This is a genomic window from Streptomyces sp. NBC_00490, assembly GCF_036013645.1.
GTDB lineage: Bacteria > Actinomycetota > Actinomycetes > Streptomycetales > Streptomycetaceae > Streptomyces > Streptomyces canus_F.
In genome coordinates this window covers 3,289,427-3,308,066 of the sequence record NZ_CP107869.1, presented here as the reverse complement: position 1 = coordinate 3,308,066, position 18,640 = coordinate 3,289,427, and the positions used below count along the sequence as shown (strand labels likewise).

Below are 18,640 nucleotides of genomic sequence, written 5' to 3'. Positions count from 1 at the left end.
ACCACCCTCCGGGAGGGTGGTCACCCCCTCACGCACGCCCTTTTTGCCGTGCCGATCGGCCCTTCGGGGATCGCCCGCTCGACGCCCGATCCCACGGCTGAGGCCCCGACCCGTGCGCACGGGTCGGGGCCTCAGCCGTTGCTCCGAGGGCTCAGCTCTCCTGGCCCGAGGGCTGCTTGCGCAGCGTCGGCCTGGCCGCCGCCACCCGGGCCGTGACACCGGCCCACCACTCCGAGACCGCCCACACCACTCGTACGGTCGAACGCGGGGCGAGCATCGCCCGCAGCTTCGTACGCCGGGTCACCGGGACGGCCAGTCCGGCGATCGCCCGCCGGACGTCCTCCGCGAGCCCCGCCGTCGGGCGCGGCCGCGGCGCGTAGAGAACCTGCTCCACCGCGTCCGCCACCCGGTGCACCGCGGTCGCCGCCGTCGGGTCGAGATGCCCCAGCCGCACGATCCGCGCCGCCGCCTTGCGCGGGGTCTGTGAATCGTCCGGCAGGATCCCGAAGTCCCACGCCGTGTCGGTCAGTTCCAGCCAGACCGCCAGGGTGTGCAGCGCCGCGTCCGCCTCGCTGCGGCCGTGCGCACCCAGCCGTACCGCCCGGACGCGACGGCGCCACACCATCGGCGCCAAGGGGATCGCCAGCGCGGCGAGCCCGCCGAGGACCCAGGCGAGCACGACGGTCCACTTCGGACCGCCACCGCCCGTGACCGGCAGGGCCGCGGCGGACTCGCTCGGGCAGGCCTCCAGCTTCTTCTGCTCCGCCGTGCAGCTCTCGCTCGCCGAGGGGGCGGCGGAAGGCGCGGCGCTCGCCGACCGGGACGGGACACCCGGGTCGGGCAAGGTGCTGTTCGGGGTGTCCGTCTGCGTGTACTCGGGCTGCGTGCCCCGCGTCGGAGTCGGCTCGAAGCGGGTCCAGCCCACGCCCTCGAAGTACAGCTCGGGCCAGGCGTGAGCGTCCCGCAGCCCCACCGTCACCGTGCCGTCGGCCTGCGGCGTACCCGGCGCGAAGCCCACCGCCACCCGGGCCGGGATGCCCAGGGTGCGGGCCATCGCCGCCATCGCGAAGGAGAAGTGGACGCAGAAGCCCTGCTTGTCCTTCAGGAACCGGGCGATCGCCTGGGAGCCGGAGCCGACCTGCACCTGTGTGTCGTACTGGAAACCGCCCGTCAGGGAGAAGTACTCCTGGAGCTTGACCGCCTGCTCGTAGTGGTTCGCCGAGCCCTGGGTGACCTCGCGGGCCGTGGTGGCCACGACCGCCGGAAGCGAGTCGGGTACCTCGGTGTAGTCGCGCCTGATGTCCGCGGGCGGCGCCGGGGCGGCCGCCAGCTGCTCCGCCGTCGGCTGCACGACGAGGCTCTTGACCTCGTAGGTCACCCCGCTCGTGGTCTGGCGGTGGTCGCCGACGAGGGTCATGCCCTCTGGCTCGTAGCGCCAGTCCCCGTCGATCTGCACACCGCTGGGCGGGTACGGCATCGGCAGCCAGTCCTGGCGGTAGTCCCCGGCGGCCGTGACACTGGTCGTGATCTCGGCACGCCGGATGTCGGGGCCGAGGCCGACCGGCGTGGGCAGCTGGTCCGGCACCTTCTCGATGTCGCGCTTGGACGACTTCCAGATCCGGCCGTCGAAGTCGTCCAGCGAGACGATCCGCATGTACAGGCTGCCCTGGTCCTCGGGCTCGGTGCGCAGGGACAGGACCTGGCGGTCCTCGTCCACGTTGAGGTTGTCGCGCAGGGACACCAGCGGGTTCACCGCGGAGATGGTCCCGCCGCTCCCGCTGCCGCCGCCCACACCCGCCCCGGTGGCGTCCAGGAGGCCGCCGTCCATCGCGGGCAGCGCGACCGGCACCACCAGGGCGAGCCCCAGTGCGACCGCGCCGATGCGCCGCCCGGTGCGGACCGGCGCCACCACGCCGGGCTCCCCGCCCGGGGTGCGCGGTGCCCCGCCGAAGACCCGGCCCCACTGGGAGAGCCGGTCGCGCCCCTCGGACAGCAGCAGCATCAGATAGCCGGCCGCCGCGACCAGGAACCACAGCCAGTCGGCGCCGCCGTCGGACAGCCCCGCGGCGACGGAGTACAGCGCCAGCAGCGGCAGCCCCGCCGGAGCCGCGCTGCGGAACGTCACCGCGAGGGTGTCCACCGCGAGGCCGATGACCAGCACACCGCCGATGATCATCAGCCGGATGCCGTCGGACTCCAGCGGCGCCGGGATCGCGTACCGCGCGACGTCGTCGCCGCCCTGCTGGAACAGATCGGCGAACCGCTGGAACGCCTCCGGGCCCGGGACCAGCCCGGCGAGCGCCTGCTCCCGGGCGAAGACCAGGGTCAGCATCATCAGTGTGACCAGCGCCTGGGCGGCCACGGTCAGCGGCCGGGCCAGCGGCACCCGCCGGGTCGCCGCGCCCACCAGCGACTGGACACCGAGCAGCAGGGCCGCCTGCAGGATCCACGAGGCCGGTTCGACCAGGGGCAGCAGGGCGCAGGACGCCATCAGGGTGGCCGCCCAGGCGCACAGCGCCAGTCGTGCCCGCCCGCTCATGCGCGTGCCCCCTCACTGCCCGGCCCGCCCGTCGCACCGATGCCGGTGCGCTCGCGGTCCGCCTGGCGCCACAACTCGGTCAAGGAGGCGCCCCGCGGCACGCTCAGCGCCGTCCAGCCCGCCTCACGCAGCATCCGCAACCGCTCCTCGCTCCTGTCCAACGGGCCGGCCACATCGGTCGGTTCCCGCCCCCAGCCGCCGCTGTCCAGCACGAAGGCGACCGCGCCGCCACTGCGCTGACGCATCTTGGCGGCCACCGCGGCCTGCTCCTCGTCGAGGTCGCCGAAGAAGGCGATCAGCAGTCCCTCGTTGCCCCCGCGCAGCAGGTCGTAGGCCCGGGACAGACCCGTGCCGTCGGAGTGGTCGATCACCGCGAGGGTGTCCATCATCAGCCCGGCCGCGTCCGCCGACTCCTGGCTCGCGCCCGCGAAGCCGTCCGCGCCCTCACCGGGGACCGAACTGCCGGTGTCCGTCACCAGCCGGACGGAGAAGCCTCGTTCGAGCATGTGGACCAGCGCCGAGGCCGTGCCCGACACGGCCCACTCGAAGGGCGAGTCGGGGCCCGCGCCGCGGAAGGCGAGACCCCGGGTGTCCAGCAGTACCGTGCAGCGGGCGCGCTGCGGCTGCTCCTCGCGGCGCACCATCAGCTCGCCGTAGCGCGCGGTGGAACGCCAGTGCACACGGCGCAGATCGTCGCCGTAGCGGTAGCCGCGCGGGATGACGTCGTCCTCGCCGGCCAGCGCGAGCGAGCGGTTCCGCCCGTCGCCGTACCCCTTCGCCTCACCGGCGAAGCGCACCGGCGGCAGCGGCTCCACGCGCGGGATCACCGTCAGGGTGTCGTACGACGAGAAGGACCGGGTCAGCTCGCACATCCCGAACGGGTCGGTCAGGCGCAGCTGGAGCGGGCCCAGCGGATAGCGGCCGCGCAGGTCGGAGCGGACGCGGTAGGACACCTCGCGGCGGCCGCCCGCCTCCACCCGGTCCAGCACGAAGCGGGGACGCGGGCCGAGGACGTACGGCACCCGGTCCTGGAGCATCAGCAGACCGGTCGGCAGCCGCGAGACGTTGTCCATCCGCAGATGGACACGGGCCTCGCTGCCGGAGGGCACGCGCGCGGGGGCGAGCCGGCGGCTGCCGGCCACCCGGTAGCGGGTGCGGTAGAGCACGGTCGCGCACACCAGCGGCAGCAGCGCGAGGAGCAGGCCGACCCGGAGCAGATCGCTCTGCCCCAGGACGTACGCGCAGATGGCCGCTGCGATCCCGGCCGCCAGGAACGAGCGGCCGCGGGTCGTCAGACCGGCCAGCGCGGTGCGCACCCCGCCCTTGTCGCCCCGGTCGGCCTCGCTGTGGTCCGGCCCGGCGGCGGTGGTCATCACAGCCTCCGCGGCGGCTGCTGGCCGAACGCCGACGTGCTGTGCCCGAGCCCGGCGCCGCCCTGCTGCTGGGGCACCGGAGTGCGCTGCAGGATCTCCTGCACCACCTGCTCCGCCGTACGCCGGTTGAGCTGGGCCTGCGCGGTGGGCAGCAGCCGGTGGGCCAGGACAGCGACGGCGAGCGCCTGGATGTCGTCCGGCAGCGCGTACTCCCGGCCGCTCAGGGCGGCGGACGCCTTCGCCGCGCGCAGCAGATGCAGCGTCGCGCGCGGGGAGGCGCCGAGTCTGAGGTCGGGGTGGGTGCGCGTGGCGGCGACCAGCTCCACCGCGTAGCGCCGGACCGTGTCGGCGACGTGGACGCCGCGGACGGCGTCGACGAGCTTCACGATGTCGTGCGCGTGCGCCACCGGCTGGAGGTCGTCCAGCGGACTCACCCCGCCATGGATGTCGAGCATCTGCAGCTCGGCCTCCGCGCTGGGGTAGCCGATGGAGACGCGCGCCATGAAGCGGTCGCGCTGGGCCTCCGGCAGCGGATAGGTGCCCTCCATCTCGACCGGGTTCTGCGTGGCCACCACCATGAACGGGCTCGGCAGCTCGTACGTCTGCCCGTCGATGGTGACCTGGCGCTCCTCCATGGACTCCAGAAGTGCCGACTGGGTCTTCGGCGAGGCCCGGTTGATCTCGTCGCCGATCACGATCTGCGCGAAGATCGCCCCCGGTTTGAACTCGAAGTCCCGGCGCTGCTGATCCCAGATGGACACACCCGTGATGTCCGAGGGCAGCAGGTCGGGCGTGAACTGAATACGCCGCACCGAGCAGTCGATGGACCGCGCCAGTGCCTTCGCGAGCATGGTCTTGCCGACGCCGGGGACATCTTCGATCAGAAGATGTCCCTCGGCGAGCAGTACGGTCAGCGAAAGCCGTACGACCTCGGGCTTGCCCTCGATCACACCCTCTACCGAACTGCGGACACGCTCCACAGTGGCAGTCAGATCTGTGAGGCTCGCTCGATCGTCATAGGTCGTCACCCGGCCCTCCTCGGCCCGTTCTTTCTCCGGGCCGACGCTCTGCGTTGCGGACCGGCCCACCCCGAATCACGGACACCGCCCGGAAAAGCGCGACGTCCATCCCCGCATTCTTGCTGCCGTTACCGATTCGTGTCACTCGCCTGTGGACAACTGCCCGCGGTATGTCAGGGCTTGCGGCCTTTTGGGCATCCCTGAACCGGAAATCAACAGGAGAACGACAGCTTCGGTGGTGGGTCAGGAGGGGTCGATCTCGCGCAGCAGGCCCGTCTTCACGTCGAACACGAAGCCGCGGATGTCGTCGGTGTGCAACAGGAACGGGGAGGTGCGCACCCGCTGCATGGACTGCCGTACGTCCTGGTCGACGTCCCGGAAGGACTCCACGGCCCAAGCCGGGCGCTGGCCGACCTCCATCTCCAGGTCGGTGCGGAACTCCTCGGTGATCTGCTCCAGGCCGCAGCCGGTGTGGTGGATGAGGACCACGCTGCGGGTGCCGAGCTTGCGCTGGCTGATGGTGAGCGAGCGGATCACGTCGTCGGTGACCACGCCGCCCGCGTTGCGGATGGTGTGGCAGTCGCCGAGCTCCAGGCCGAGGGCCTTGTGCAGGTCGAGACGGGCGTCCATGCAGGCCACCACGGCCACGTGCAGGACGGGACGGGCGTCCATGCCGGGGTCGGTGAACGCGGAGGCGTACCGTTCGTTCGCCGCGACGAGACGGTCGGTGACGGTGTCGCCCGGTATGGCGCCTTCGGTTGCGGTGGCGCCGGATGCAGAAGTCGTCATGGTCAAGACGGTACTGGTCACAGCCGTCCCGGTCCTGTCGTGAGATGGGAAAAAGAGCGTCATCACGTCCTTCGTGTGATGTAAGCCACAGAGGGTGGTATGCGTCCGAGCGGGTGATTTCCGGCGGCCCGTCGCCCCGTCCCGGAGCCGGGCCGCGACGCGCAGGCCGGTTGATTGACCGCGAGTGACCGTGGACTAAAGTGACGCGAAGCGGGAGGCGAGGTCTCCCTGCTGGACTGAATTCCCCCGGAGAAACCGGCCGGATCGCCGGATCTCCCCACGTGCGCGGCGCGCACGTACGGCTCGGCCTCCTCCCGCTCCCGGCCGGCTGACGCTTTTGGCGCCGGCAGGCCTCCCCTTCACGAGCGGGCGGGGACCCGGCGGTGCGTACCGCCTCGCCGGATCTGAGAGGGCCCCTTGAGCCAGAGTCGACACGTCCCGGTGATGCTCCAGCGGTGCCTGGACATGTTGGCCCCCGCCCTCCAGGCCCCCGGAGCGGTCGTCGTCGACTGCACGCTCGGCCTCGGCGGCCACAGCGAGGCCCTGCTCCAGCAGTTCCCCGAGGCCCGGCTCGTCGCCCTCGACCGCGACAAGGAGGCCCTGCGCCTGTCCGGCGAGCGCCTCGCGCCGTACGGCGAGCGCGCCACCCTCGTCCACGCGGTCTACGACGAGCTGCCCGAGGTCCTGGACCGGCTCGGCCTCCCGCGTGTGCAGGGCGTCCTCTTCGACCTCGGCGTCTCCTCCATGCAGCTCGACGAGGCCGACCGCGGTTTCGCCTACGCCCAGGACGCCCCGCTCGACATGCGCATGGACCAGACGACCGGCGTCAGCGCCGCCGAGGTCCTCAACACCTACCCGCCCGGCGAACTCGTGCGGATCCTGCGGGCGTACGGCGAGGAGAAGCAGGCCAAGCGGATCGTGTCCGCGATCGTGCGCGAGCGCGACAAGGAACCCTTCTCCCACAGCGCGCGGCTCGTCGAGCTGATCCGCAACTCCCTGCCGCAGGCCGCCAAGCGCACCGGCGGCAACCCGGCCAAGCGCACCTTCCAGGCGCTGCGCATCGAGGTCAACGGTGAACTGGCCGTCCTGGAGCGGGCGATCCCGGCCGCCGTGCAGGCCCTCGCGGTCGGCGGGCGGATCGCCGTCCTGTCGTACCACTCGCTCGAGGACCGTCTGGTCAAGCAGGTGTTCGCGGCCGGTGCCGCCACCACCGCGCCCCCCGGGCTGCCGGTCGTCCCCGAGCAGTACCAGCCGCGGCTCAAGCTGCTCACGCGCGGTGCCGAACTTCCCACGGAGGAAGAGATCGCCGAGAACCGGCGAGCGGCTCCCGCGCGGTTGCGCGGCGCCGAGCGCATCAGGGAGGCGCTGGAATGACGGACACGAGGGGGCCGGGGCGCGTGAGCGAGTACGGAAACCGGACTCACTGGAGGTGCAGTGAGCAGGAAACCTGAACTCAAGGGCCGGGCCGCTCGGCTGGCACGGCTCTTCCCGACCACGGGGAGCCGGGGACAAGCCGCCCGCACTCCGTTCGTCCTCCTCGTCGTCCTGCTCCTCGGCGGCGGTCTCATCGGGCTCCTCGTGCTGAACTCCGCGCTCTCCGAAGGGTCGTTCAAACTCGACGACCTCCAGAAGGAGACCAAGAGCCTCACCGACCAGGAGCAGGCCCTCCAGCGGGACATCGACGCCTACTCCGCCCCGGACGCCCTCCAGCGCCGCGCCCGGGAGCTCGGCATGGTCCCCGGCGGCGACCCCGCCTTCCTCGACCCTGACGGCACCGTCAAGGGCGTGCCGGGCGCCGCCGCCGAACAGTCCTCGGCCCAGGTCGTACGGCCGCCCGAGGCGATCGTCCCGCTGACCGTCACCTCGGCACCCCCGTCGCCGCCGGCCACCCCCGCGCCCACGCCCTCGCCCACCCTCACGCCCACTCCCACCCCCTCCACCGTCCCGTCCTTCTCGACCCCGACTCCCGGCAGGTGACGGAAGTGTCCGACAGGGAACCGCCGCGCCGCCGCGTGCCCGGACCCACCAGGCCCGCCCCCGACGCCCGACGGCGCCCCGCGGGCCCCGGCGCCCGCCCGGCCCGCCGTCCGGCGCCCCGCCCCCGGGCCGCGCACCCCACCGGCCCGCGCATCATCCGGCTCGGCAGCCCCAGGCCCCGGCTCCGCATGGTCGGCCTCGGCCTGACCCTCGTACTGATCGCCTTCGCCGTACGGCTGCTCCAGGTCCAGGCCGTCGAGGCCGGCACCTACGCCGCCAAGGCCCAGCAGAACCGGTACGTCGGCTACACCCTGGCCGCCGAGCGCGGCCAGATCACCGACCGCTCCGGCGTGGCCCTGGCGACCAGCGTGGACGCGTACGACATCACGGCCGACCCCACGCTCTTCAGCCGCAAACAGCTCAAGATCGACGACGGGCCCGAGCAGGCCGCCGCCCTGCTCGCCCCGATCCTCGGCCAGGACCAGGCCGGACTGACCGGGAAGCTGCGGACCAAGGGGCAGTACGTCAAGCTCGCCGGCCGGCAGACGCCGCAGGTCTGGAAGCAGATCAAGGACCTCAAGAGCGCACTGGCCGCCAAGGCCGACGACGACCACACCACCGTCAACGTCCTCGCCGGTGTCTTCGCGGTCGCCACCAGCAAGCGCGTGTACCCGAACAGCGACCTCGCCGCCGGGATACTGGGCTGGGTCAACGCCGACGGCAAGGGCGGCGGCGGGGTCGAGCAGAAGCTGAACACCCTGCTGTCCGGCAAGGACGGCAAGATCCGCTACGCCCAGGCCGGCGGCCGCCAGGTCCCGACCGCGGGCTCCACCGAGACCCCGGCGGTGCCCGGCAGCGACGTCGAGCTCACCATCGACCGCGACATCCAGTGGGCCGCGCAGGACGCCATCACCGAGCAGGTGAGGAAGTCCAAGGCGGACCGCGGGTACGTGATAGTGCAGGACACACAGACCGGCGAGATCCTCGCCATGGCCAACTCGCCCGGCTTCGACCCGGGCGACCTGTCCCAGGCCGACCCGGGCACCCTGCACAACTGGGCCCTGGAGGACGCCTACGAGCCCGGCTCCACCGCCAAGGTCATGTCGATGGCCGCCGTGCTGGAGGAGAACGTCGCCACGCCGCAGACGCACGTCGTCGTGCCCAACCGGCTGCACCGCGGCGACCGGCTCTTCAAGGACGACATCGACCACGAGACCTGGTACCTCACGCTCAACGGCGTGCTCGCCAAGTCCAGCAACATCGGCACCATCCTGGCGACCGGTCAGCTCGGCAAGACCCAGGCGCAGGCCAACCAGGTCCTCTACTCGTATCTGCGCAAGTTCGGCCTGGGCAGCTACAGCGGCCTCGACTTCCCCGGCGAGACCAAGGGGATCCTCGCGGCGCCGCAGGACTGGTCGACCTCGCAGCAGTACACGATTCCTTTCGGCCAGGGCGTCTCCCTCAACGCGATGCAGGCCGCGTCCGTCTACTCGACGATCGCCAACGGCGGCGTCCGCGTCGAACCCACGCTCGTCCGCGGCACCCAGGGACCCGACGGACGCTTCACGCCCGCCGCGAAGCCCGAGAAGTCCAGGGTGATCAGCGAGAAGACGGCGAAGACCCTCGCCCGGATGCTGGAGTCGGTCGTGGACGACCAGGAGGGCACCGGCGCCAAGGCGCGCATTCCCGGCTACCGGGTCGCGGGCAAGACGGGTACGGCCAACCGCGTGGATCCGGCCACCGGCAAGTACCACGGCTACACCTCCTCGTTCGCCGGCTTCGCACCCGCCGACAACCCCCGCGTCACCGTCTACTGCGCCATCCAGAACGCCACCAAGGGCAGCTACTTCGGCGGCCAGATCTGCGGATCCGTCTACAAGCAGGTCATGGAGTTCGCCCTGAAGACCCTCCAGGTCCCGCCCACCGGGGCCAAGCCCGCCAGCCTCCCCGTCACCTTCAAACCCTGACCTGCACTGTTCAGCACGGAACCACCCAGGAACCAGCTCGTGACAACGATCACTCCCGACTCCGGGAACCAGGGCACGCACGTGCCCTCACTTCGCTCCGAACGGGGTGTGCCCGGTACGCTCACCGCCGTGCCACACGCTGATCAGTCCCAAACCACCCAGAAGGGCCATCCCGTGACATATCCCGGGCCGCCCAGGCCGGTTCAGGTCTCCGCCACACCCCTCGCGGAGCTCGCCGTCCAGCTGGGTGTCGAACAGCCGGGAAACGCCGCGGAGGTCACGGGCATCACCCATGACTCGCGGGCCGTCCGCCCCGGCGACCTGTACGCCGCCCTCCCGGGCGCCCGCCTGCACGGCGCCGACTTCGTCACCCAGGCCGCCGGCCTCGGCGCGGTCGCCGTGCTGACCGACCCGACCGGCGCCGAGCGCGCCGCGGCGACGGGGCTCCCGGTGCTGGTCGTCGACGACCCGCGCGCGCGGATGGGCGAACTCGCGGCCACCATCTACGGTCGTCCGGGCCGCGATCTGCTCCAGATCGGCATCACCGGCACCTCCGGGAAGACCACCACCGCGTACCTGGTGGAAGGCGGTCTCAAGGCCGTCCGCAACACCGGACTCATCGGCACCGTCGAGATGCGGATCGGCGACGAACGCATCAAGTCCGAGCGCACCACCCCCGAAGCCACCGACCTCCAGGCCCTGTTCGCGGTCATGCGCGAGCGCGGTGTCGAGGCGGTCGCGATGGAGGTCTCCAGCCACGCGCTGGTGCTCGGCCGGGTCGACGGCTGCGTCTTCGACATCGGCGTCTTCACCAACCTCAGCCCGGAACACATGGAGTTCCACTCCGACATGGAGGACTACTTCCGGGCCAAGGCACAGCTCTTCACACCGCAGCGCAGCCGGCTCGGCGTGGTCAACGCCGACGACGAGTACGGCCGCAGGCTCGCCAAGGAAGCCACCGTCCCGGTCGTCACCTTCTCCGCCGAGGGCCACCCCGACGCCGACTGGCGTGCCGAGGACGTCCAGGTCGGCCCGATGGACTCGACGTTCACCGCGGTCGGCCCCAAGGGCGAGCGGATCACCGCCAGGTCGCCCATCGCCGGGCCCTTCAACGTGGCCAACACCCTCGCCGCGATCACCGCCCTCGCCGCCGCGGGCCTCGACCCGCAGACCGCCGCCGACGGCATCGCCGCGGTGCCGGGCGTGCCGGGGCGCCTGGAGCGCGTGGACGCCGGCCAGCCGTATCTCGCGGTCGTGGACTACGCCCACAAGACGGACGCCGTCGAGTCCGTCCTCAAGGCGCTCCGCAAGGTCACCGAGGGCAAGCTGCACATCGTGCTCGGCTGCGGCGGGGACCGCGACACGACCAAGCGCGCGCCGATGGGCGCCGCCGCGGCCCGGCTCGCCGACACCGCCGTACTGACCTCCGACAACCCCCGCTCGGAGGACCCGCTCGCGATCCTTGCAACCATGCTGGAGGGCGCGGCGTCCGTACCAGCACACGAGCGCGGCGAGGTCCAGGTCTTCGAGGACCGGGCCGCCGCGATCGCCGCCGCCGTCTCCCGCGCACAGCCGGGCGACACCGTGCTGGTCGCAGGCAAGGGCCACGAGCAGGGCCAGGACATCGCCGGAGTGGTCCGTCCCTTCGACGACCGCCAGGTGCTTCGAGAAGCCATCCAGAAGACCCAGGGATGAACTTGTGATCGCCCTCTCTCTCGCCGAGATCGCCTCAGTCGTCGGCGGGCAGACCCACGACATACCGGATCCGTCCGTCCAGGTCACCGGATCCGTGGTCCGGGACTCCCGCGAGGTGGAGCCCGGCAGTCTCTTCGTCGCCTTCGTCGGCGAACGCGTCGACGGCCACGACTTCGCCGCGCAGGTCGTCGCGGCGGGCGCGGTCGCCGTACTGGCGTCACGGCCCGTCGGTGTGCCCGCGATCGTCGTGGACGACGTGCAGCGGGCCATCGGCGCCCTCGCCCGTCATGTCGTACGACGTCTCGGCGCGACCCTCGTCGCCCTGACCGGCTCGGCGGGCAAGACCAGCACCAAGGACCTGATCGCCCAGGTGCTGCAGCGCAAGGCGCCGACGGTGTGGACCCCCGGCTCCTTCAACAACGAGATCGGGCTGCCGCTGACCGCCCTCAGCGCCACCGACGAGACGAGGTTCCTCGTCCTGGAGATGGGCGCCCGCGGCATCGGCCACATCCGCTACCTCACGGACCTGACGCCCCCGAAGATCGGCCTCGTCCTCAACGTCGGCACCGCCCACATCGGCGAGTTCGGCGGCCGGGAGCAGATCGCGCAGGCCAAGGGAGAGATCGTCGAGGGTCTGCCGGAGGACGGCACGGCCGTGCTCAATGCCGACGATCCCCTCGTACGGGCCATGGCATCCCGTACGAAGGCGAAGGTGATCCTTTTCGGAGAGTCCGACGAAGCGGACGTACGCGCCGAGAACGTGAGACTCACGGACACCGGACAGCCCTCCTTCAGGCTTCGCACACCCTCCGGTGCAAGCGACGTGACCATGCGCCTGTACGGTGAGCACCACGTGTCGAACGCGCTCGCAGCGGCCGCCGTCGCCCATGAGCTGGGTATGTCCGCGGAAGAGATCGCCACCGCGCTCTCCGAGGCGGGCTCCCTCTCCCGCTGGCGGATGGAGGTCACCGAGCGCCCGGACGGCGTGACCGTCGTCAACGACGCCTACAACGCCAACCCAGAGTCCATGCGGGCCGCCCTGCGCGCCCTGGCAGCCATGGGCCGGGGGCGGCGGACCTGGGCGGTGCTCGGCAAGATGGCCGAGCTCGGGGACGAGGCGCTCGCCGAGCACGACGCGGTCGGACGGCTCGCCGTCCGGCTCAACGTCAGCAAGCTCGTCGCGGTCGGGGGCAGGGAAGCGTCCTGGCTCCAACTGGGCGCATATAACGAGGGTTCGTGGGGTGAGGAGTCGGTGCACGTGTCCGACGCACAGGCGGCGGTCGACCTGTTGCGCAGTCAGCTGCGCCCGGGAGACGTCGTACTCGTGAAGGCGTCCCGTTCGGTCGGCCTGGAGAGCGTCGCCACGGCGCTGCTCGGCGCCGAGGGTGAGGTTGCCGCCCGATGATGAAGCAGATCCTGTTCGCAGGAGTCATTGGTCTGTTCCTGACCCTGGTCGGCACCCCGCTGCTGATCAAGCTGCTCGCGCGCAAGGGGTACGGCCAGTACATCCGCGACGACGGCCCGCGTGAGCACGCCAGCAAGCGCGGTACGCCGACCATGGGCGGTATCGCCTTCATCTTCGCGACGGTGGCCGCCTACTTCCTGTCCAAGGTCATCACCGGCTACCCGCCGACCTACTCGGGTCTGCTGGTGCTCGGCCTGATGGTCGGCATGGGTCTGGTCGGCTTCCTCGACGACTACATCAAGATCGTCAAGCGTCGCTCGCTGGGCCTGCGGGCCAAGGCCAAGATGGCCGGCCAGCTGATCGTCGGCATCAGCTTCGCGGTGCTCGCGCTGATGTTCCCGGACGCCCGCAACAACACCCCGGCCTCCGACAAGCTGTCGTTCATCACGGACTTCGGCTGGAAGATCGGCCCGGTGCTGTTCGTGGTCTGGGCGCTGTTCATGATCCTCGCGATGTCGAACGGCGTGAACCTGACGGACGGTCTGGACGGCCTGGCCACCGGTGCCTCCGTGCTCGTCTTCGGTGCCTACACCTTCATCGGTGTCTGGCAGTTCCAGGAGTCCTGCGCCAACGCGGGCACCCTGACCAACCCGGGGGCCTGCTACGAGGTACGAGATCCCCTGGACCTCGCGGTCATCGCCTCGGCGCTGATGGGCGCCTGCCTCGGCTTCCTGTGGTGGAACACCTCGCCGGCGAAGATCTTCATGGGCGACACCGGTTCACTCGCCCTCGGCGGTGTCCTGACGGGCCTGGCGATCTGCTCCCGCACCGAGCTCCTCGTGGCCATCATGGGCGGTCTGTTCGTCCTCATCACGATGTCGGTCGTCATCCAGGTCGGCTCCTTCAAGCTCACCGGCAAGCGCGTCTTCCGAATGGCGCCGCTCCAGCACCACTTCGAACTCAAGGGCTGGTCGGAAGTCCTGGTGGTGGTCCGTTTCTGGATCATCCAAGGCATCTGTGTGATCGTCGGCCTGGGGCTCTTCTACGCGGGATGGGCAGCGGAAAAGTGACCGACTGGCAGGGGAAGCACGTCACCGTCGCCGGACTCGGCGTCTCCGGCATCCCGGCGGCCAAGGCCCTGCAAGCGCGGGGAGCGAGCGTCACGGTCGTCAACGACGGCGACGACGCACGCGCGCGTGAGCAGGCCGCCGAGTTGGAGGCGCTCGGTGTCACCGTGCGCCTCGGTGACGGTGCGACCCTGCCCGAGGGCACCGAACTCGTCGTCACCGCACCCGGCTGGAAGCCGGACAAGCCGCTGTTCACGGCGGCCCGTGCGGCCGGCCTGGAGATCTGGGGCGATGTCGAACTCGCCTGGCGGCTCAGGGGCCCGGACGCGGCTCCCTGGCTCGCGATCACCGGCACCAACGGCAAGACGACCACCACCCAGATGCTGGCGTCCATCCTGAAGGCCGCGGGGCTGCGCACCGCCGCCGTCGGCAACATCGGCGTCTCCCTGCTGGACGCGGTGCTCGGCGACGAGCAGTACGACGTCCTGGCCGTGGAGTTGTCGAGCTACCAGCTCCACTGGGCGCCCTCCCTGCGCGCCCACTCCGCCGCCGTTCTGAACCTGGCGCCGGACCACCTCGACTGGCACGGCTCCATGGAGGCGTACGCCGCCGACAAGGGCCGCATCTACGAGGGCAATCGCGTCGCCTGCGTCTACAACGTGGCCGACAAGGCCACCGAGGACCTGGTGCGCGAGGCGGACGTCGAGGAGGGCTGCCGGGCCGTCGGCTTCACCCTCGGCGCCCCCGCCCCCTCCCAACTCGGCGTCGTGGACGGCATCCTGGTCGACCGCGCCTTCGTCGAGAACCGGCACAAGAACGCCCAGGAGCTCGCCGAGATCTCCGACGTCGACCCGCCGGCCCCGCACAACATCGCCAACGCCCTTGCCGCGGCGGCGCTCGCACGGGCCTTCGGGGTGCCCCCCAAGGCCGTACGGGACGGGCTGCGGGCCTTCACGCCGGACGCGCACCGCATCGCGCACGTGGCCGACGTGGACGGCGTGGCCTACGTCGACGACTCCAAGGCCACCAACACCCACGCGGCGGAAGCCTCGTTGGCGGCGTACGAGTCCATCGTCTGGATCGCGGGCGGGCTCGCCAAGGGCGCCTCCTTCGACGAACTGGTCGCCAAGTCGGCAAAGCGACTTCGGGCCGTGGTCCTGATCGGTGCCGACCGGGCCCTGATCCGCGAAGCCCTCGCGCGACACGCGCCGGAAGTACCCGTGGTCGACCTCGACCGGACCGACACTGGGGCGATGCTCCAGGCGGTGACGGAGGCGAAGCGGCTGGCACAGCCCGGCGACACGGTGCTGCTGGCCCCGGCCTGTGCCTCCATGGACATGTTCACCAACTACAACAAGCGCGGTGACGCGTTCGCGGAGGCGGTTCGCGAACTCGGCTCCTGACCGACGTAGCGGAGGCTCTGATGCCCAGCAGCCGTACCGGCCGACCGCCCGTGCAGCGGGCCGTCAGACGTCCCGCCGCCTCCCGGACAGTGCGCCAGAATCCCGTCCTGCGGCTCTACACGCGCGCGCGTGACGCCTGGGACCGGCCGCTGACGGCGTACTACCTGATCCTCGGCGGCAGTCTGCTGATCACCGTGCTCGGTCTGGTGATGGTCTACTCGGCCTCCCAGATCAAGGCGCTGCAGATGTCGCTGCCGGGCTCGTACTTCTTCCGCAAGCAGCTCCTCGCCGCGGCGATCGGCGCCGTACTGCTGCTCGTCGCCTCGCGGATGCCGGTGAAGCTGCACCGGGCGCTGGCCTACCCGATCCTCGCGGGCGCCGTGTTCCTCATGGCGCTGGTGCAGGTGCCGGGGATAGGGATGGCGGTCAACGGCAACCAGAACTGGATCGCGCTCGGCGGTTCCTTCCAGATCCAGCCCAGCGAGTTCGGCAAGCTCGCCCTCGTGCTGTGGGGCGCCGACCTGCTGGCCCGCAAGCAGGACAAGAAGCTGCTGACCCAGTGGAAGCACATGCTGGTGCCGCTCGTCCCCGCCGCCTTCATGCTGCTCGGGCTGATCATGCTCGGCGGCGACATGGGTACCGCGATCATCCTCACAGCGATCCTTTTCGGCCTTCTGTGGCTCGCGGGGGCGCCGACCCGGCTGTTCGTCGGGGTACTGTCGGTCGCCGCCGCGATCGGCATGGTCCTCATCAAGACCAGCCCCAACCGGATGGCCCGCCTCCAGTGCATCGGCGCCACCGACCCGGGTCCTGGCGACGCCTGCTGGCAGGCCGTGCACGGAATCTACGCGCTCGCATCCGGTGGAATCTTCGGCTCCGGGCTCGGCGCCAGTGTGGAAAAATGGGGCCAACTCCCGGAAGCGCACACGGACTTCATCTTCGCCGTCACCGGTGAGGAGCTGGGCCTGGCGGGGACGCTGTCGGTGCTCGCCCTCTTCGCGGCTCTAGGCTATGCGGGTATCCGCGTGGCCGGCCGCACGGAGGACCCCTTCGTCAGGTATGCCGCGGGAGGCGTGACCACCTGGATCACCGCACAGGCGGTGATCAACATCGGTGCGGTGCTCGGCCTGCTGCCGATCGCCGGTGTCCCGCTCCCGCTGTTCTCCTACGGAGGATCCGCCCTGCTGCCGACCATGTTCGCCATCGGGCTGCTGATCGCCTTCGCACGTGACGAGCCCGCTGCACGGGCAGCGCTTTCGCTGCGGCAGCCCCGCTTTGGTAGAAAGCGGGGTGGCGGGAGACCCACGGGGCCTCGGAGATGGAACACGATGCGACGGCGTGCCTCGGCGCGTTCGTCCGGAGAGCGGTGAATTTCGGTGCATGTCGTACTCGCCGGTGGGGGGACCGCCGGCCACATCGAGCCCGCGCTCGCCCTCGCGGACGCCCTGCGCAGGCAGGACCCGACCGTGGGGATCACGGCCCTCGGCACGGAGCGCGGCCTGGAGACCACGCTCGTCCCGCAGCGGGGCTATGAACTCGCGCTGATCCCGGCGGTGCCGCTGCCACGCAAGCCCACCCCCGAGCTGATCACCGTCCCGGGCCGGCTGCGCGGCACGATCAAGGCCGCCGAGCAGATCCTGGAGCGCACCAAGGCGGACGCCGTCGTCGGCTTCGGCGGCTACGTGGCCCTGCCCGGCTATCTCGCCGCCAAGCGGCTCGGGGTGCCGATCATCATCCACGAGGCCAACGCCCGCCCCGGTCTCGCCAACAAGATCGGCTCGCGGTACGCCGCCCAGGTCGCCGTCTCCACCCCGGACAGCAAGCTCCGGGGCGCCCGCTACATCGGCATCCCGCTGCGCCGCACCATCGCCACCCTCGACCGGGCCGCGGTCCGCCCCGAGGCCCGCGCGATGTTCGGCCTCGACCCCAACCTGCCGACCCTCCTGGTCTCCGGCGGCTCCCAGGGTGCCCGTCGCCTCAACGAGGTCGTGCAGCAGGTCGCCCCGTGGCTCCAGCAGGCCGGCATCCAGGTCCTGCACGCGGTCGGCCCGAAGAACGAACTGCCGCAGGTGCACCAGATGCCGGGGATGCCCCCGTACATCCCGGTACCGTACGTGGACCGGATGGACCTCGCGTACGCCGCGGCCGACATGATGCTCTGCCGCGCGGGCGCGATGACCGTCGCCGAACTCTCCGCCGTCGGACTGCCGGCCGCCTACGTCCCACTGCCCATCGGCAACGGCGAACAGCGGCTCAACGCCCAGCCGGTGGTCAAGGCGGGCGGGGGTCTGCTGGTCGACGACGCGGAGCTCACCCCCGAGTGGGTCCAGCAGAACGTGCTGCCCGTGCTCGCCGACCCGCACCGGCTCTACCAGATGTCCCGCGCCGCCGCCGAGTTCGGCCGCCGAGACGCCGACGACCTGCTCGTCGGCATGGTGTACGAGGCGATCGCCGCCAACCGTGCACACCACTAGGCACATGTGACGAAGGGCAGGGAGCGTGGCCGGAACGACGACCGCCGAGCGCGGTGAACGCCAGCAGGAGTCGTCCGGCCCGCCCCCTGTCCGACGGTTGAGGGTCCCTCAGCCTCGTACGATCATCGTTCTCGCCGTCGTCCTGGTCCTGCTGGGCGCGGGCGGCGTCTGGGCTCTGTACGGCTCGCAGTGGCTGCGCGTGGAGCGGGTGTCCGTCTCCGGTACCGACGTTCTGACGCCCGGACAGGTCCGCGAGGCGGCCGACGTACCGGTCGGATCGCCGCTGATTTCCGTCGACACCGATGCGATTGAGGCACGGTTGCTCCGGAAATTGCCCCGAATTGACTCGGTTGACGTGGTCCGCTCCTGGCCCCATGGAATCGGCCTGAAAGTGGTTGAGCGCACTCCGGTTCTGATTGTCGAAAAGGGCGGAAAGTTTGTCGAAGTGGACGATGACGGCGTCCGTTTTGCCACGGTTTCCCAGGCCCCCAAAGGCGTTCCCGCACTGGAATTGACGGTCTCCGCGTCGGGTTCCGGCGCCGCGAACCTGCGCCGCTTCGGCGAGGACCGGCTCGTGCGCGAAGCCGTCCGGGTCGCCGGTGACATTCCGGCCGCCGTCGCGAAGATTGCCCGGACCGTCAAGGTGCGTTCCTACGACGACATCTCACTGGAGTTGAGCGACGGCAGGACCGTCGCGTGGGGGAGTGGCGAGAAGGGTGCCGCCAAGGCCCGTACGCTCACGGCACTGCTGAAAGCGGCTCCCGATGCGCGGTACTTCGACGTCTCGGTTCCCACCGCCCCTGCGTCATCAGGGAGTTGACGTACATCCGCGCAGGCCAGCACCCTGGTTGGCTACCGCTACGGCTGATCACATAGGGTGAAAAGAAAAACGGGAGGTTCGGCGTGTTCGTTGAACGTGCGCCACTTGTCGA

14 protein-coding genes are annotated in these 18,640 nt (G+C 71.0%); 10 read left to right on the top strand and 4 right to left on the bottom strand.

What is annotated here, in order from left to right; translation table 11 throughout:
• Positions 1–151 precede the first annotated feature (151 nt).
• The 4 genes from OG381_RS14905 to OG381_RS14890 all read right to left on the bottom strand — a co-directional run bounded on the left by OG381_RS14905 (position 152) and on the right by OG381_RS14890 (position 5,783).
• Positions 152–2,539: a transglutaminase TgpA family protein gene (locus tag OG381_RS14905; protein ID WP_327716592.1), complete on the bottom strand. Its 2,388-nt coding sequence runs from the start codon at positions 2,537–2,539 to the stop codon at positions 152–154.
• On the bottom strand, positions 2,536–3,912 hold the full coding sequence (locus tag OG381_RS14900) for a DUF58 domain-containing protein (protein WP_327716591.1): 1,377 nt from the start codon (positions 3,910–3,912) through the stop codon (positions 2,536–2,538). The genes OG381_RS14905 and OG381_RS14900 overlap by 4 nt, the downstream gene beginning before the upstream one ends.
• Positions 3,912–4,940, bottom strand: a complete 1,029-nt coding sequence (locus tag OG381_RS14895) for an AAA family ATPase (protein WP_327716590.1) — start codon at positions 4,938–4,940, stop codon at positions 3,912–3,914. The genes OG381_RS14900 and OG381_RS14895 overlap by 1 nt, the downstream gene beginning before the upstream one ends.
• Before the next feature lie 234 nt (positions 4,941–5,174).
• Positions 5,175–5,783, bottom strand: coding sequence for a beta-class carbonic anhydrase (locus OG381_RS14890; protein ID WP_327716589.1), 609 nt, complete (start codon positions 5,781–5,783; stop codon positions 5,175–5,177).
• 354 nt (positions 5,784–6,137) lie between these two features.
• On the opposite strand from OG381_RS14890, the gene rsmH reads away from it, so the two are divergent.
• From rsmH to OG381_RS14840, 10 genes are all read left to right on the top strand, one after another.
• Positions 6,138–7,094 (top strand): 16S rRNA (cytosine(1402)-N(4))-methyltransferase RsmH, encoded by a 957-nt coding sequence (gene rsmH / locus OG381_RS14885; protein WP_327716588.1) that lies wholly within the window; start codon positions 6,138–6,140, stop codon positions 7,092–7,094.
• Between the two features lie 60 nt (positions 7,095–7,154).
• Positions 7,155–7,697, top strand: a complete 543-nt coding sequence (locus tag OG381_RS14880) for a septum formation initiator family protein (protein WP_327716587.1) — start codon at positions 7,155–7,157, stop codon at positions 7,695–7,697.
• Between the two features lie 5 nt (positions 7,698–7,702).
• A complete protein-coding gene (locus OG381_RS14875) occupies positions 7,703–9,664 on the top strand; it encodes a peptidoglycan D,D-transpeptidase FtsI family protein (protein WP_443061895.1) in 1,962 nt (653 codons plus the stop codon).
• A gap of 174 nt (positions 9,665–9,838) precedes the next feature.
• Complete coding sequence (locus OG381_RS14870; protein WP_327716585.1) at positions 9,839–11,359, top strand: UDP-N-acetylmuramoyl-L-alanyl-D-glutamate--2,6-diaminopimelate ligase; 1,521 nt, start codon at positions 9,839–9,841, stop codon at positions 11,357–11,359.
• 4 nt (positions 11,360–11,363) lie between these two features.
• Positions 11,364–12,764 (top strand): UDP-N-acetylmuramoyl-tripeptide--D-alanyl-D-alanine ligase, encoded by a 1,401-nt coding sequence (locus OG381_RS14865; RefSeq protein WP_327716584.1) that lies wholly within the window; start codon positions 11,364–11,366, stop codon positions 12,762–12,764.
• A complete protein-coding gene (gene mraY / locus OG381_RS14860) occupies positions 12,761–13,834 on the top strand; it encodes a phospho-N-acetylmuramoyl-pentapeptide-transferase (protein ID WP_266828289.1) in 1,074 nt (357 codons plus the stop codon). Before OG381_RS14865 ends, mraY begins: the two co-directional genes overlap by 4 nt.
• On the top strand, positions 13,816–15,234 hold the full coding sequence (gene murD / locus OG381_RS14855) for a UDP-N-acetylmuramoyl-L-alanine--D-glutamate ligase (RefSeq protein WP_327716583.1): 1,419 nt from the start codon (positions 13,816–13,818) through the stop codon (positions 15,232–15,234). Before mraY ends, murD begins: the two co-directional genes overlap by 19 nt.
• A 20-nt stretch (positions 15,235–15,254) precedes the next feature.
• Complete coding sequence (ftsW, locus tag OG381_RS14850) at positions 15,255–16,604, top strand: putative lipid II flippase FtsW (RefSeq protein ID WP_327716582.1); 1,350 nt, start codon at positions 15,255–15,257, stop codon at positions 16,602–16,604.
• Between the two features lie 6 nt (positions 16,605–16,610).
• Positions 16,611–17,708, top strand: coding sequence for an undecaprenyldiphospho-muramoylpentapeptide beta-N-acetylglucosaminyltransferase (gene murG, locus OG381_RS14845; protein WP_307032022.1), 1,098 nt, complete (start codon positions 16,611–16,613; stop codon positions 17,706–17,708).
• 25 nt (positions 17,709–17,733) lie between these two features.
• Complete coding sequence (locus OG381_RS14840) at positions 17,734–18,528, top strand: cell division protein FtsQ/DivIB (RefSeq protein ID WP_327716581.1); 795 nt, start codon at positions 17,734–17,736, stop codon at positions 18,526–18,528.
• The last annotated feature ends 112 nt before the right edge of the window (positions 18,529–18,640 follow it).